12 protein-coding genes, 1 tRNA gene and 2 pseudogenes are annotated in these 13161 nt (G+C 71.3%); 7 read left to right on the top strand and 8 right to left on the bottom strand.

Annotation, left to right across the window (positions count from 1 at the left end; translation table 11 throughout):
• Positions 1-16 precede the first annotated feature (16 nt).
• Together cobF and ACIQFU_RS11120 are read right to left on the bottom strand one after the other, a co-directional pair.
• Positions 17-790: a precorrin-6A synthase (deacetylating) gene (gene cobF, locus ACIQFU_RS11115; protein ID WP_402550595.1), complete on the bottom strand. Its 774-nt coding sequence runs from the start codon at positions 788-790 to the stop codon at positions 17-19.
• Between the two features lie 57 nt (positions 791-847).
• Entirely contained in the window at positions 848-1387 is a 540-nt protein-coding gene (locus ACIQFU_RS11120; protein WP_402550596.1) for a DUF309 domain-containing protein, read from the bottom strand.
• Between the two features lie 100 nt (positions 1388-1487).
• On the opposite strand from ACIQFU_RS11120, the gene ACIQFU_RS11125 reads away from it, so the two are divergent.
• Positions 1488-1561 (top strand) — tRNA-Pro (locus tag ACIQFU_RS11125).
• A gap of 483 nt (positions 1562-2044) precedes the next feature.
• The gene (locus ACIQFU_RS11130) at positions 2045-2473 is read left to right on the top strand and encodes a hypothetical protein (RefSeq protein WP_402550597.1); all 429 of its coding nucleotides are present in this window, start codon (positions 2045-2047) and stop codon (positions 2471-2473) included.
• A 305-nt stretch (positions 2474-2778) separates the two neighbouring features.
• On the opposite strand, the pseudogene ACIQFU_RS11135 reads toward ACIQFU_RS11130, so the two are convergent.
• Positions 2779-2877: pseudogene (locus ACIQFU_RS11135) on the bottom strand (IS5/IS1182 family transposase); the annotation flags it as partial.
• Positions 2878-2884: 7 nt separating this feature from the next.
• Here ACIQFU_RS11135 and ACIQFU_RS11140 point away from each other — a divergent pair.
• A pseudogene (locus tag ACIQFU_RS11140) lies at positions 2885-3199 on the top strand (aldo/keto reductase); the annotation flags it as partial.
• A gap of 19 nt (positions 3200-3218) precedes the next feature.
• Here ACIQFU_RS11140 and ACIQFU_RS11145 read toward each other — a convergent pair.
• From ACIQFU_RS11145 to iolC, 5 genes are read right to left on the bottom strand one after another with little or no spacing between them, the layout of a single operon-like run.
• Positions 3219-4004 carry a GntR family transcriptional regulator gene (locus tag ACIQFU_RS11145; RefSeq protein WP_402550598.1) on the bottom strand — a complete coding sequence of 262 codons (786 nt, stop codon included), beginning with the start codon at positions 4002-4004 and terminating at the stop codon, positions 3219-3221.
• 59 nt (positions 4005-4063) lie between these two features.
• Complete coding sequence (gene iolD, locus ACIQFU_RS11150) at positions 4064-5935, bottom strand: 3D-(3,5/4)-trihydroxycyclohexane-1,2-dione acylhydrolase (decyclizing) (protein ID WP_402550599.1); 1872 nt, start codon at positions 5933-5935, stop codon at positions 4064-4066.
• Complete coding sequence (gene iolB / locus ACIQFU_RS11155) at positions 5932-6828, bottom strand: 5-deoxy-glucuronate isomerase (protein WP_402550600.1); 897 nt, start codon at positions 6826-6828, stop codon at positions 5932-5934. The genes iolD and iolB overlap by 4 nt, the downstream gene beginning before the upstream one ends.
• 55 nt (positions 6829-6883) lie before the next feature.
• Positions 6884-7780, bottom strand: coding sequence for a deoxyribose-phosphate aldolase (locus ACIQFU_RS11160; RefSeq protein ID WP_402550601.1), 897 nt, complete (start codon positions 7778-7780; stop codon positions 6884-6886).
• 13 nt (positions 7781-7793) lie between these two features.
• The gene (iolC, locus tag ACIQFU_RS11165) at positions 7794-8756 is read right to left on the bottom strand and encodes a 5-dehydro-2-deoxygluconokinase (protein WP_402550602.1); all 963 of its coding nucleotides are present in this window, start codon (positions 8754-8756) and stop codon (positions 7794-7796) included.
• A 252-nt stretch (positions 8757-9008) separates the two neighbouring features.
• On the opposite strand from iolC, the gene ACIQFU_RS11170 reads away from it, so the two are divergent.
• Genes ACIQFU_RS11170 through ACIQFU_RS11185 form a run of 4 tightly spaced genes read left to right on the top strand, consistent with a single transcriptional unit; the run spans position 9009 to position 13047 of the window.
• Positions 9009-10031, top strand: coding sequence for a sugar ABC transporter substrate-binding protein (locus ACIQFU_RS11170; RefSeq protein WP_402550603.1), 1023 nt, complete (start codon positions 9009-9011; stop codon positions 10029-10031).
• On the top strand, positions 10031-11107 hold the full coding sequence (locus ACIQFU_RS11175; protein WP_402550604.1) for an ABC transporter permease: 1077 nt from the start codon (positions 10031-10033) through the stop codon (positions 11105-11107). Before ACIQFU_RS11170 ends, ACIQFU_RS11175 begins: the two co-directional genes overlap by 1 nt.
• Before the next feature lie 6 nt (positions 11108-11113).
• Complete coding sequence (locus ACIQFU_RS11180; protein ID WP_402550605.1) at positions 11114-12142, top strand: ATP-binding cassette domain-containing protein; 1029 nt, start codon at positions 11114-11116, stop codon at positions 12140-12142.
• A 2-nt stretch (positions 12143-12144) separates the two neighbouring features.
• Entirely contained in the window at positions 12145-13047 is a 903-nt protein-coding gene (locus ACIQFU_RS11185) for a sugar phosphate isomerase/epimerase family protein (protein ID WP_402550606.1), read from the top strand.
• Positions 13048-13161 lie beyond the last annotated feature (114 nt).

Below are 13161 nucleotides of genomic sequence, written 5' to 3' on the forward strand. Positions count from 1 at the left end.
GTCGGGGCCGGTCGAGTCAGCGGTCCCCGGGATTGCGCCGCAGCAGATACGTGTCCATGATCCAGCCCTTGCGCTCCCGCGCCTCGGCGCGCAGCCGCTCGATGCGGGGCGCGGCCTCGGCGATCGGACCGGAGTCGAGGATCTCGTCCGGGGTGCCCAGGTAGGCACCCCAGTAGATGTCGATGTCCTGGTCCGCGTACCGCCGGAAGGTCTGGTGGGCGTCCAGCATCACGACGACGTCGTCCGCGTCCTCGGGGAAGCCCTCCGCGAGCCGTCGCCCGGTGGTGATCTGCACCGGGCGAGCCACCCGGTTCAGCCCGGTCCGGTGCCGCGCGACCAGCGAGGAGACGCTGCTGATGCCGGGCACCACGTCGTACTCGAACGCCACCGAGCCGCGCTCCAGGATCTCCTCCAGGATGCCCAGCGTGCTGTCGTACAGCGCGGGGTCGCCCCACACCAGGAACGCGCCGCTCTCGTCCTCGCGCAGCTCCTCGGCGATCAACCGCTCGTAGACGCCGGCGCGGGCACTGCGCCAGTCCCCGACGGCGGGGGAGTACGCCGCGCCGCCCGCGCTCCGGTCCCGCTCGGGGTCGCGCGCCTCGACGATCCGGTACGTCCCCTCCGGCACGTGCGTCTCCAGCATGTCCCGGCGCAGCCGCACCAGGTCGGCCTTCGCCTCGCCCTTGTCCAGGACGAAGAACACGTCCGTGCTCCGCAGCGCCCCGACCGCCTGGAGCGTCAGCTGGTCGGGGTCGCCCGCGCCGATACCGATCACATGAATAGTCCGCACGCCCCGAGTCTGCCGTACGCCGCCGACAACGCCCCGGCCGGGCCGCCCCGGCGGGCTTCAGCCCCGCAGCCGGGGCGCCCGCGCCGCCGCGTCCACCGACAACCCGCCCTCCACGTCCCCCGCCAGCTCCCGGGCCCACCCGGCGACCGAGCCGAGCTCCATCCCGTACGGCCGCTCCCGCCCGGCTCCCGACGCCGCCCACTGCGTCACGGCCCCCGCCCCGCGCCGCAGCAGCCTGGCCCCACCGGTGACATTGCCGCGCGCCGCGTGCGTGAGCCCCACGGCCAGCTGCGCCATCCCCCGCCAGAGCTCGCGCTCCTCGTCGGGGCCCGACTTCCAGGCGTCCTCGAACACCTCGTGCGCGTGGAACGGCTTGCCGTCGTCCAGCAGCCGCTGCGCCTCGGCGACCGTCTCGTCCGGCGCCCGTACGATCCCCTCGGGCTGGCGGGCCACACCGTCGGCGCCGTACGGCAGGGGCCGCCCGAGCCCGTCCCGCGGCCGGGCATTGCGCGCCCGCCCCTCGTCGTCGCGGTCCCGCCCGTCGGCCGGGCGGTCCGGGGCGGTGCTGTCCATGGGGCTGTCGGCAGGGCTGTCCATGGCACCGATTGTCCCCCGCCCGAGCCCGCTTAGGCGTGGCCGGGTGTGTGGGGTAAAGTGCTGTCCGCGTGATCGCGCGGTGCACCGTGCGTGAGCACACCGGGACGTGGCGCAGCTTGGTAGCGCACTTGACTGGGGGTCAAGGGGTCGCAGGTTCAAATCCTGTCGTCCCGACTGGGGACAGTCGCAGATCAGGGCCGGTTTCGGAGACATCTGAAACCGGCTCTTGGTCGTTTTTGGGGACCAGGTGGGGACCAGCGTTCCTTGACCGGTCTCAGCGAGTGAGGACAGTCGTCGTGGGAAGTGCGCGCGGGGCGCGCAGCACCCTGAGATGTGCGGAGAGCTCCGACCCAGCGGCTGTGATCTTGTTGGTATCCGGGTCGAGGTGGCGCTGAGTGGTGATCACTGAACCGTGGCCGGTGGGCCGGTGAAGAGGCATGCGTCGGCGTCAGGGCTGACCCGGGCGGGGTTGACTTGGATGATGCCGTGGCGTGCGGCCTGTTCCATGACGCGGACTGGTGCTGTGACCGCATGGGTTCGCCGGGTTGGCCGTGTACTGCTCAACTCCTCGTCGATCCGGTGCTGATGACGCGTGGAGATCGGTGCAAGGTGACACCTTCCTGATCCATACTCTGTGGTGGCAGCTTCGGGGAGGGCATGTCCTTGCAGCACAGCAGTGCGATTACACGAGCAGTCGGGCGAGCAGCGGTCGTTGCCGTTGCCGCTGTCCTGATGAGCAGTTGTTCGTCGGACGATCCAGCGCAGGCCAAGGAGCGACAACGGGATTTCTGCACCAAGCTGGGGACCTGGCAGGACACGGCGCACGCCCCGGCAACCGGCGCGTCAGACGCCGATGCCGGTGACGGACAGAGTGTCCGGTCGCGCGAGTTCGACAACATCGAATTGGCAGGGCATGCGGTCATCGAGGCCTCGAAAAGGCTTGACCGGGCAAGCCTGGAACACGGTGGTGCCGACATCGTGGATGACACCGTCAACGCGGTTGGCGGCGACATCGGGGCTGAGGGTCGTGCAGTGTCTTACTGCGACAGCTCAGGCTTCGAGACCTTGGTCGGTTCGGCTGGCTAGTGCTGCCATCGTGTCGGACGAGTGATCCGGCCTTCTCCAAAGGGGTCGTTCACCGTCACGCCTGCTGCTGGTCGCCAGACTTCGACGGAGCGTAGCCAAAGATATCGTTGGGTCCGCGGTAGTGGACCTCCGGACATCGTCGGCGGCCGACAAGCGTTGAGGAGGCGCGTCCTGCCGTGAAGTCGAGCAGTGGACTCATGATCCGTCGACCGTGGATTCGAGTCCCATCCGCCCCACCTGGCCAAGAACCATGGGCCGTACAAGGCGTGATCCCGCAGGTCGGAGTGGTGTTCCGCCGTGGGTGATCATGCGGCTAGGGCAAGGCTGTGCATGCGGGCGACGGCGTGGTGGAGGCCGACGCCGTGCTGCCGACAGACGCGGAGGATCTTGTAGTTCTTCGTGCGGGAGAACCTGCGGGCCGAGCCGGGCCTCACCCCGGTCGCCTACTCGCCGCTGCTGGCGGGCACCTGCATTCGCGAGGACAAGCCGCCGCGCCCGGACTACGACCACCCGAGAACCCCGGCCCGGCCCGCGGTGCTCCGCGAGGTCGCCCGGGAGGCCGGGGCCACCGTCAACCAGGTCGTCCTCGCCTGGCAGATCGGCGCCGAACTGCCGATCGTGCCGCTGGCCGGGGCCTAGTCGGTGGCACAGTTGGAGGAGAACCTGGCGGCCGTGGACCTGGAGCTGGCGGCGGATCAGCGGGCCCGCCTGGACGTGGCCCACTGAATCCGGCCGGACGAACCCCTCAGTTCCTGACCAGGAGCTGGAAGTCGAACGCGTACCGGGACGCGCGGTAGACGTGCGTCCCGTACTCGACCGCGCGGCCGGTGTCGTCGTACGCGGTGCGTTGCATCGTGAGCAGCGCGGCGCCCTCGGGTTCGCCCAGCAGTTCGGCCTCCTCGCGGGAGGCGAGGCGGGCGCCGACGGTCTGGCGGGCGCTGTGCAGGGTGACGGCGGACGCGCGCATCAACCGGTACAGGCCGGTCGACTCCAGCCGGGCGTCGTCGAGTTCCAGCAGGTCCGCCGGAAGGTGGTTGCACAGCATCGCCACCGGCTGGCCGTGGGTGAGGCGCAGACGCTCCAGGACGGTGACCTCGGTGCCCTCCGCGACGCCGAGGGCCGCCGCGACCTCGGCGGCGGCCGGGACCCGCTCGTTGCGCACCACCCGGGTGCCCGGTCCCTGCCCGGCCGCCTCCAGGTCGTCGTAGAGACTGCTCAGTTCCAGCGGGCGCTTGACCTGGCTGTGCACCACCTGGGTGCCGACCCCGCGCCGGCGCACCAGGAGCCCTTTGTCGACCAGGGACTGGATGGCCTGCCGGACGGTCGGCCGGGACAGGCCGAGACGGACGGAGAGGTCGACCTCGTTGCCCAGCAGGTTCCCCGGCGCGAGCGCGCCGTGTTCGATCGCCGCCTCCAGCTGCTGGGCCAGCTGGTAGTAGAGCGGCACCGGACTGCTCCGGTCCAGGGCGAAGTCGAGGGCGCCGGTCGCGGGGGCGGTCACGGCACGTGCGGGGTCGCCGGGCTTCGCCATGGACGTACCTCCCTGGGGTGGGTGACTGGCTGTCGGGGCGGGGCGGGGCGACGGCGAGGTCAGAGGTGGTGGCGGCGGTCGGCGACCGCGCGCTCGTAGGTCTTCCGCGCGTCGGTCGCGGCCTCGCGGGCGGACACCTCGGCCACCGGCACGTCCCACCAGGCCTCGGCCGGGAGCGCGGCCGACGCGGGCGCCGTCTCGACGTACACGCAGGTCGGGCGGGTCGCCGCGCGGGCCGTCGCCAGTGCCTCGCGCAGCTCCCGCACCGTCTTGGCGCGCAGGACGTCCATGCCGAGGCTGGCCGCGTTGGCGGCGAGGTCGACGGGGAGCGGGGCACCGGTGAAGGAGCCGTCGGCGACGCGGTGGCGGTAGTCGGTGCCGAAGCGCTCAGCGCCCACCGACTCGGACAGGCCGCCGATGGACGCGTAGCCGTGGTTCTGGACCAGGACCAGCTTCACCGGCAGGTTCTCCTGGACGGCCGTGACGATCTCCGTCGGGTTCATCAGATACGTCCCGTCGCCGACCAGCGCCCACACGGGGGTGCCCGGCGCGGCCTGCTGGACGCCGAGCGCGGCCGGGATCTCGTAGCCCATGCAGGAGTAGCCGTACTCCAGGTGGTACTGGCGCGGGGAGCGGGCCCGCCACAGCTTGTGCAGGTCGCCGGGGAGCGAGCCGGCCGCGTTGATCACCACGTCCTCGTCGCCGACGACCGTGTCCAGCGCACCCAGCACCTGTGTCTGGGTCGGTACCGCGCCGTCGTCGGCGGCGTGGAAGGCCGCCTGGACGGTCTGCTCCCAACGGGCCTTGCCCGCGCGGTACTCCGACTCGTACGCCGCGTCCACGCGGTGGCCGGACAGCGCCTCCGTTAGCGCCGTGAGCCCTGCCCGCGCGTCGCACACCAGGGTGCCGGCGGCGAGCTTGTGGGCGTCGAAGGCGGTGATGTTCAGGTTCAGGAAGCGGACGTCCGGGCGCTGGAAGAGGGTGCCGGAGGCGGTGGTGAAGTCCGAGTAGCGGGTGCCCACGCCGATCACCAGGTCGGCGGTGCGGGCGAGTTCGTCGCTCACGGCGGTCCCGGTGTGGCCGATGCCACCGAGGTCGGCCGGGTGGTCGTGGCGCAGGGCGCCCTTGCCGGCCTGGGTGGAGGCGACCGGGATGCCGGTGGCGTCCACCAGTGCCCGCAGAGCCTGCTCGGCCTCGCTGTGGTGGACGCCGCCGCCCGCGACGACCAGCGGGCGGGCGGCGGAGCGGACCAGCCCGACGGCCTCGGCCAGTTCCGCCGGGTCGGGCGCGGGGCGGCGCACCCGCCAGACGCGGTCGGCGAAGAACTCCTCCGGCCAGTCGTACGCCTCCGCCTGCACGTCCTGCGGCAGCGCGAGGGTGACCGCGCCGGTCTCCGCCGGGTCGGCCAGCACGCGCACGGCCTTCAGGGCGGAGGAGAGGAGCGCTTCGGGGCGGGTGATCCGGTCGAAGTACCGGGAGACGGGCCGCAGGGCGTCGTTCACGGACGCGTCGGCCTCGACGGGGTGTTCCAGCTGCTGGAGCAGCGGGTCGGCGGCGTGCGAGGCGAAGTAGTCGCCGGGCAGGAGCAGGACCGGCAGGCGGTTGACCGTGGCCAGGGCGGCGCCGGTGACCAGGTTGGTGGCGCCGGGTCCGATGGACGTCGTCACGGCCTGCGCGGACAGGCGGTTGAGCTGCCGGGCGTGACCGACGGCCGCGTGGACCATGGCCTGTTCGTTGCGGCCCTGGTGGTACGGCATCACGTCCGCGTACTCGACGAGGGCCTGGCCGAGGCCGGCCACGTTGCCGTGGCCGAAGATGCCCCAGGTTCCGGTGATCAGACGGTGCCGTACGCCGTCGCGTTCGGTGTACTGCGCGGCCAGGAAGCGCACCAGGGCCTGGGCGGTGGTCAGTCGGCGGGTGGCGGCGCTCATGCGGACCTCTCCGGTGCGGTGTAGAGGGGGAGCCGGGGGTCGACCGGCTGCTCGGGCCAGGTGTCCCGGATCCAGGCGTGGTCGGGGTGGTCGCAGATCAGCCAGGCGCGCTCGGGCTCGGGACCGGCCATGACGTTGAGGTAGTACATGTGGTGGCCGGGGACCGCCATCGACGGTCCGTGCCAGCCGTCGGGGATCAGTACGACGTCCCCGTCGCGCACCTCCGCCAGCACGTCCGTGCCCTGCCCCCGCCCGGAGGGGGAGACGCGCTGGTAGCCGAGCCCCGGGGTGCCGTCGTGGTCCGCGAACTCGAAGTAGTAGATCTCCTCCAGCACCGACTCCTCGCCCGGGCGGTGCTCGTCGTGCTTGTGCGGCGGGAAGGAGGACCAGTTGCCGCCCGGCGTGACGACCTCGACCGCGATCAGCTTGTCGCACTCGAACGTCCCCGCCGCACCGAAGTTGTTGACCTGCCGCGAGCAGTTCCCGGTGCCGCGCAGCTCCACCGGCACCGACGACGCCGGGCCGTAGCGGGCGGGCAGGCGGCGGGTGCAGCGGGCACCGGTCAGGGCGAACCGGCCGCCCCCGGTGGACGTCACCGTCGTACGGGCCTCGCGCGGTACGTACGCGAAGTCGGTGACGCCGGTGAACACGCTGTCGCGTCCGGTGAGTTCGAAGGTGTCCTTGCCGAAGTCGTCGGCGACCGCGACCGTGCAGCCGCCGCTCAGCGGCAGGACGATCCACTCGCTCTCGCCGCTGTCGAAGGTGTGGCCGCCGCCGGGAGGCAGGTGCACCACACGCAGGCTGCTGTGGCCCCAGCCGGCGCTCTCGGGCGTCACGTCCACGGCGTACGGGCCGTTCGCCGTCGCCTTGCCCGCGGGAAGGTGATACGTCATCGTCCGCTCCTCCGCCTCTCCTCGGTCACCAAACGCCTGCTCACGGCAGTACCGGTCACAGCAGCCCCACGGCCGTGTCCACCGCCTCCTCCACGCTGCCCCCGGCCGGGTAGAGCAGCGAGCGGCCCACGACCATGCCCTGCACGGTGGGCAGTCTCAGGGCCTTGCGCCAGCGTTCGTAGGCCGCGGTCTGGTCCGCGGGGGAGCCCCCTATGTCGCCGCCGAGCAGGACGGCGGGCAGCGTGGAGGTCTCCAGGACCTCGGCCATGTCGTCGGGGTCGTGGGTGACGGGCAGTTTCAGCCAGGAGTAGGCGGAGGTGCCGCCGAGGCCCGAGGCGATGGCGACGGACCGCGTGACGGCCTCGGCGGACAGGTCGTTGCGGACCCGGCCCTCGACCCGGCGGGAAATGAACGGCTCTATGAACAGAGGCAGTTCGCGGGCGGCCATGGCGTCCACCGCGCGGGCGCTCGCCTCCATGGTGGCCAGCGAGCCGGGGTCGTCGTAGTCGATGCGCAGCAGCAGCTTGCCCGCGTCGAAGCGCAGCCGGGCGATGTCCTCGGCGCGGTGGCCGGTGAAGCGGTCGTCCATCTCGAAGGCGGCACCCGCGAGGCCGCCGCGGTTCATCGAACCCATGACGACCTTGTTCTCCAGCACCCCGAGCAGCAGCAGGTCCTCCAGCACGTCGGCGGTGGCGAGCACCCCGTCGACGCCGGGCCGGGACAGCGCGGTGCACAGGCGTTCCAGCAGGTCGGCCCGGTTGGCCATGGCGAGCCCGCGGTCGCCGACGCCGAGCGCGCCGCGCGCCGGATGGTCGGCGGCCACGATCATCAGGCGGCCGGAGTCGCCGATCAGCGGGCGGCGCTCCCGGCGCGCCGCGGCCTCGGCGATCGCCTCCGGGTGCCGGGCTCGGACCGCGGTGAGGTCCGGGATGCTGGAGATGCTCAGGGACAAGACGAAGCTCCGTTCAGGGGGTGGCTCGCGCGAGGAGGTCGTCGACCTCGGCCTCGGTGGGCATCGCGGAGGAGCAGGCGAGACGGGAGGCGACGAGGGCGCCGGCCGCGTTGGCGTACCGCATGATCCGCTCCAGGTCCCAGCCGGAGAGCAGACCGTGGCACAGGGAGCCGCCGAACGCGTCGCCCGCGCCGAGGCCGTTGACCACCTCGACCGGGACCGGCGGCACCTCGGCGGACCGGCCGTCGCGGTGCACGGCGAGGACGCCCTTCGGGCCCTGCTTGACCACGGCCAGCTCCACCCCGGCAGCCAGCAGCGCCTCGGCGCAGGCGCGGGGTTCGCGCACGCCGGTGGCGATCTCGCACTCGTCCAGGTTGCCGACCGCGACGGTCGCGTGCCGGAGCGCCTCGGCGTAGTGGGGGCGGGCCTGGTCCGGGTCGGCCCAGAACATGGGGCGCCAGTCCAGGTCGAAGACCGTGGTGCCGGACTTCGCGCGGTGGGCGAGGGCGGCCAGCGTCGCCGTACGGCTCGGCTCCTCGCTCAGTCCGGTGCCGGTCATCCAGAAGATCGAGGCCGCGCGGATCGCGTCGAGATCCAGCTCCTCCGGATGGATCTCCAGGTCGGGCGCCTTGGGGAGGCGGTAGAAGTACAGCGGGAAGTCGTCCGGCGGGAAGATCTCGCAGAACGTCACGGGGGTCGGGTACGCGGCGACCGGGGTGACCCACCGGTCGTCGACGCCGAACTCCTTCAGCGCGCCGTGCAGATAGCCGCCGAAGGGGTCGTCGCCCGTGCGGGTGACGACGGCCGTGGTGCGGCCGAGCCGGGCGGCGGCGACCGCCACGTTGGAGGCCGAACCGCCGAGAAACTTGCCGAAGGTCTCAACCTCCGCCAGGGGTACGCCCGTCTGCAGAGGATAGAGATCGACCCCGATGCGGCCCATCGTGATCAGATCGAAACGCGGGACTGACTCGGCCATGTGCGACGCTCCTCGGGCTGGGCGGGGGCCTGCCGCCTCCCAGGTGTATGACTCCTGGACGACGCTGTCAAGACTTTGTACTTACATTCGGACCTGTGAGTGAAATGATGTCTTGACAAAGTATTGACAGTGGGCGTCTCAAGGACTTGTATCCGGTCCCAGCGCAGCAACAGCCATTCTTCTCGGGTCTGGCACTCGGGTCTGGCACACGGCTCTCCCGTCGCACAGTCGCACAGTGAGGTGCAGGAAAAGATGGACCGCTCTTCGCACGCCCGCTCCCGCAGATTCGCCCCCGCCGTGGCCCTCGCCGCCGCCGCGGCCCTGACCCTCGCCGGCTGCTCCAGCAGCTCGGGCGGGAAGGAGGCCGACGACGAGGGCGACTCGGGGGCCTCCGCGGGCAAGGCGAACACCCCGCGCATGACCATCGCCCTGGTCACCCACCAGGCGCCCGGCGACACGTTCTGGGACATCGTCCGCAAGGGCGCCCAGACCGCCGCCGACAAGGACAACGTCAAGCTCGTCTACTCCGCCGACCCGAACGCCGGCAACCAGGCCAACCTGGTGCAGAACGCGATCGACCAGAAGGTCGACGGCATCGCCGTCACCCTGGCCAAGCCGGACGCCCTCAAGGGCGTCCTCGCCAAGGCCGAGAAGGCCGGCATACCCGTGGTCGGGCTCAACTCCGGTCTGGCGGACTGGAAGAAGCTCGGCCTGATGGAGTTCTTCGGCCAGGACGAGAGCGTGGCGGGCGAGGCGTTCGGCAAGAAGCTGAACGAGGTGGGCTCCAAGAAGGCCCTCTGCGTCATCCACGAGCAGGGCAACGTCGGCCTGACCCAGCGCTGCGACGGCCTGAAGAAGACGTTCGAGGGCTCGGTGGAGAACCTGTACGTCAACGGCGCCGACAAGCCCTCGGTCAAGGCGACGGTCACGGCCAAGCTGCAGCAGGACAGCGCCATCGACCACGTCGTCACGCTGGGCGCCCCGTTCGCCATGACGGCCGTGCAGTCCGTGGACGAGTCCGGCAGCAAGGCCGAGGTCGCCACCTTCGACCTCAACAAGGAGCTGACCGGCGCCATCGACAAGGGCGACATCGAGTTCGCCGTCGACCAGCAGCCCTACCTCCAGGGCTACCTCGCCGTCGACGGACTGTGGCTCTACAAGAACAACGGCAACTACAGCGGCGGCGGGGAGCAGCCGGTGCTGACCGGCCCGGCCTTCGTCGACAAGTCCAACGTCAAGGCCGTCGCCGAGTTCGCCTCGAAGGGCACCCGGTGATGAGCATGGCCCCACAGGCTGAGCCGGCGGTGGTCACGCCGCCGGCCCCCGGCCCGAAGGAGACCGACGGGCGGACCCGTGAGCGTCCCGTGGCGCTGCGGCTGCTCGCCCGGCCCGAGGTCGGGGTCTTCCTCGGCGCCGTCGCCGTGTTCGTCTTCTTCCTGATCGCCGCCCCCACGCTCCGCGACGGCGCCTCCATGGCGACGGTCCTGTACCAGTCGTCCACCATCGGCATCATGGCGCTGCCCGTCGCGCTGCTGATGATCGGCGGCGAGTTCGACCTGTCGGCCGGTGTCGCCGTGGTCACCTCGGCGCTCACCGCGGGCATGCTCAGCTACCAGCTGACGATGAACGTCTGGATGGGCGTGGTCGTCGCCCTCGTGGTCTCGCTCGCCGTCGGCGCCTTCAACGGCTGGGTGCTGGTGAAGACCGGACTGCCGAGCTTCCTGGTGACGCTGGCGACCTTCCTGGTCCTCCAGGGCGTCAACCTCGCCGTCACCAAGCTCGTCACCGGCAACGTCGCCACCGACGACATCAGCGACATGGACGGCTTCGACCAGGCCAAGGCACTGTTCGCCTCGTCCTTCGACGTGGGCGGCGTCGAGGTGAAGATCACGGTCGTGTGGTGGCTGGTCTTCGCCGCCCTGGCCACCTGGGTGCTGCTGCGCACCAAGTACGGCAACTGGATCTTCGCCGTCGGCGGCAGCCAGGAGTCCGCCCGCGCGGTCGGCGTGCCGGTCACCTTCACCAAGATCACGCTGTTCATGCTGGTCGGCTTCGGCGCCTGGTTCGTCGGCATGCACCAGCTGTTCTCCTTCAACACCGTGCAGTCGGGTGAGGGCGTCGGCCAGGAGCTGATCTACATCGCCGCGGCGGTCATCGGCGGCTGCCTGCTCACCGGCGGCTACGGCTCCGCCATCGGCCCCGTCTTCGGCGCCTTCATGTTCGGCATGGTGAACCAGGGCATCGTCTTCGCGGGCTGGAACCCGGACTGGTTCAAGGCCTTCCTCGGTGTGATGCTCCTCGGCGCCGTCCTCATCAACCTGTACGTCCGCCGCGCCGCGACCCGGAGGTGATCGGAAATGACCAGCAAGACCCCCGCCGCCCCCGGCACCCACGGCGCCGTCCTCGCCGACCCCGCGCCCGAGCAGGACCGCCCGCTCGTCGAACTGCGCCGCGCGGGCAAGGCCTACGGCAACGTCCGCGCCCTGCACGGAGTCGACCTCGCCGTCCACTCCGGCAGGGTGACCTGCGTGCTCGGTGACAACGGCGCCGGCAAGTCCACCCTCATCAAGATCATCTCCGGGCTGCACCAGCACACGGAGGGCGAGTTCCTCGTCGACGGCGAGGCCGTGCGCTTCAGCACCCCGCGCGACGCCCTCGACCGCGGCATCGCCACGGTCTACCAGGACCTCGCGACCGTTCCGCTGATGCCGGTGTGGCGCAACTTCTTCCTCGGCTCCGAGATGACCAAGGGCCCCTGGCCCGTGCGCCGCCTCGACATCGCCCGCATGAAGCGCACGGCCGACGAGGAACTGCGCAACATGGGCATCGTCCTGGACGACCTCGAACAGCCCATCGGCACCCTTTCCGGCGGCCAGCGCCAGTCCGTCGCCATCGCCCGCGCCGTCTACTTCGGTGCCCGCGTCCTCATCCTCGACGAGCCCACCGCCGCCCTCGGCGTCAAGCAGTCGGGCGTGGTCCTCAAGTACATCGCCGCCGCCCGCGAACGCGGCCTCGGCGTCGTCTTCATCACCCACAACCCCCACCACGCCTACATGGTCGGCGACCACTTCAGCGTGCTGCGCCTGGGCACCCTCGAACTCAGCGCCGCCCGCGCCGACATCACCCTGGAGGAACTCACCAACCACATGGCCGGCGGGGCCGAACTCGCCGCCCTCAAGCACGAGCTGGCCCAGGTCGGCGGCGTCGACGTGGCGGCGCTCCCCGACGACGCGGGCGATGCGGCGAAGGCCCCCGCGCCGGATACTGCCGACAGGACCGACACCACCGACACCACCGACAGGACCGACACCACCGACGGGACCGACAGGACCGAGAGCACCGCACCCGACAGCACCGCATCCGGTACCGCCGAAGGGAAGGCCTGAGCATGTCCTCTGCCCTCGACCGCATCCGCGTCGGCTCGGCCCCCGACTCCTGGGGCGTCTGGTTCCCCGACGACCCGCAGCAGGTGCCGTGGGAACGCTTCCTGGACGAGGTCACCGAGGCCGGCTACGACTGGATCGAACTGGGCCCCTACGGCTACCTCCCCACCGACCCGGCCCGGCTCACCGACGAGGTGACCCGGCGCGGGCTCAAGGTCTCGGCGGGCACCATCTTCTGCGGGCTGCACCGCGGTCCCTCCGAGTGGGACGCCACCTGGGAGCAGGTCGGCCGCGTCGCCGCCCTCACCAAAGCGATGGACGCGAAGCACCTCGTCGTCATCCCGTCCTTCTGGCGCGACGACAAGACCGCCGAGATCCTGGAGCCGCCAGAGCTGACCGGCGAGCAGTGGACCCACCTCACCCGGGGCATGGAACGCCTCGGCCGCGAGGTGCGGGAGACCTACGGCCTGGACATCGTCGTCCACCCGCACGCCGACACCCACATCGACACCGAGGAACACGTCGAGCGCTTCCTCGACGCCACCGACTCCGACCTCGTCAACCTCTGCCTGGACACCGGTCACTACGCCTACTGCGGCGGCGACAGCGTCAAGCTGATCGAGACCTACGGCGAGCGCATCGGCTACCTCCACCTCAAGCAGGTCGACCCGGAGATCCTCGCCGGGGTGCGGGAGGGCGGGGTGCCCTTCGGGCCGGCCGTGCAGCGCGGCGTGATGTGCGAGCCGCCGGGCGGTGTGCCGGAGCTGGGCCCGGTGCTCACGGCGGCCCAGGAACTGGGCGTGGACCTGTTCGCCATCGTCGAGCAGGACATGTACCCCTGCGAGCCGGACAAGCCGCTGCCCATCGCGGTGCGCACCCGGAAGTTCCTGCGGTCCTGCGGAGCCTGAGCCGGGTCCCGCCGGCGGGGGAGGGCCCCGCCGGCGTACCGCTCGGCGGGCCGTTGTCAGTGCTGCGCGCTAGCGTGCGCAGCACTGACACCTACACCTCGGCCCGTTCCGGGA

Source organism: Streptomyces sp. NPDC093065 (assembly GCF_044754585.1).
Classification (GTDB): Bacteria; Actinomycetota; Actinomycetes; order Streptomycetales; family Streptomycetaceae; genus Streptomyces.

Excerpts from the sequence above, each read along its gene's own strand:
- ACIQFU_RS11120 (WP_402550596.1), bottom strand. The coding sequence starts at position 1,387 with ATGGACAGCCCTGCCGACAGCCCCATGGACAGCACCGCCCCGGACCGC.
- ACIQFU_RS11130 (WP_402550597.1), top strand. The coding sequence starts at position 2,045 with ATGTCCTTGCAGCACAGCAGTGCGATTACACGAGCAGTCGGGCGAGCA.
- ACIQFU_RS11145 (WP_402550598.1), bottom strand. The coding sequence starts at position 4,004 with ATGGCGAAGCCCGGCGACCCCGCACGTGCCGTGACCGCCCCCGCGACC.
- iolD (WP_402550599.1), bottom strand. The coding sequence starts at position 5,935 with ATGAGCGCCGCCACCCGCCGACTGACCACCGCCCAGGCCCTGGTGCGC.
- iolB (WP_402550600.1), bottom strand. The coding sequence starts at position 6,828 with ATGACGTATCACCTTCCCGCGGGCAAGGCGACGGCGAACGGCCCGTAC.
- iolC (WP_402550602.1), bottom strand. The coding sequence starts at position 8,756 with ATGGCCGAGTCAGTCCCGCGTTTCGATCTGATCACGATGGGCCGCATC.
- ACIQFU_RS11170 (WP_402550603.1), top strand. The coding sequence starts at position 9,009 with ATGGACCGCTCTTCGCACGCCCGCTCCCGCAGATTCGCCCCCGCCGTG.
- ACIQFU_RS11175 (WP_402550604.1), top strand. The coding sequence starts at position 10,031 with ATGAGCATGGCCCCACAGGCTGAGCCGGCGGTGGTCACGCCGCCGGCC.
- ACIQFU_RS11180 (WP_402550605.1), top strand. The coding sequence starts at position 11,114 with ATGACCAGCAAGACCCCCGCCGCCCCCGGCACCCACGGCGCCGTCCTC.
- ACIQFU_RS11185 (WP_402550606.1), top strand. The coding sequence starts at position 12,145 with ATGTCCTCTGCCCTCGACCGCATCCGCGTCGGCTCGGCCCCCGACTCC.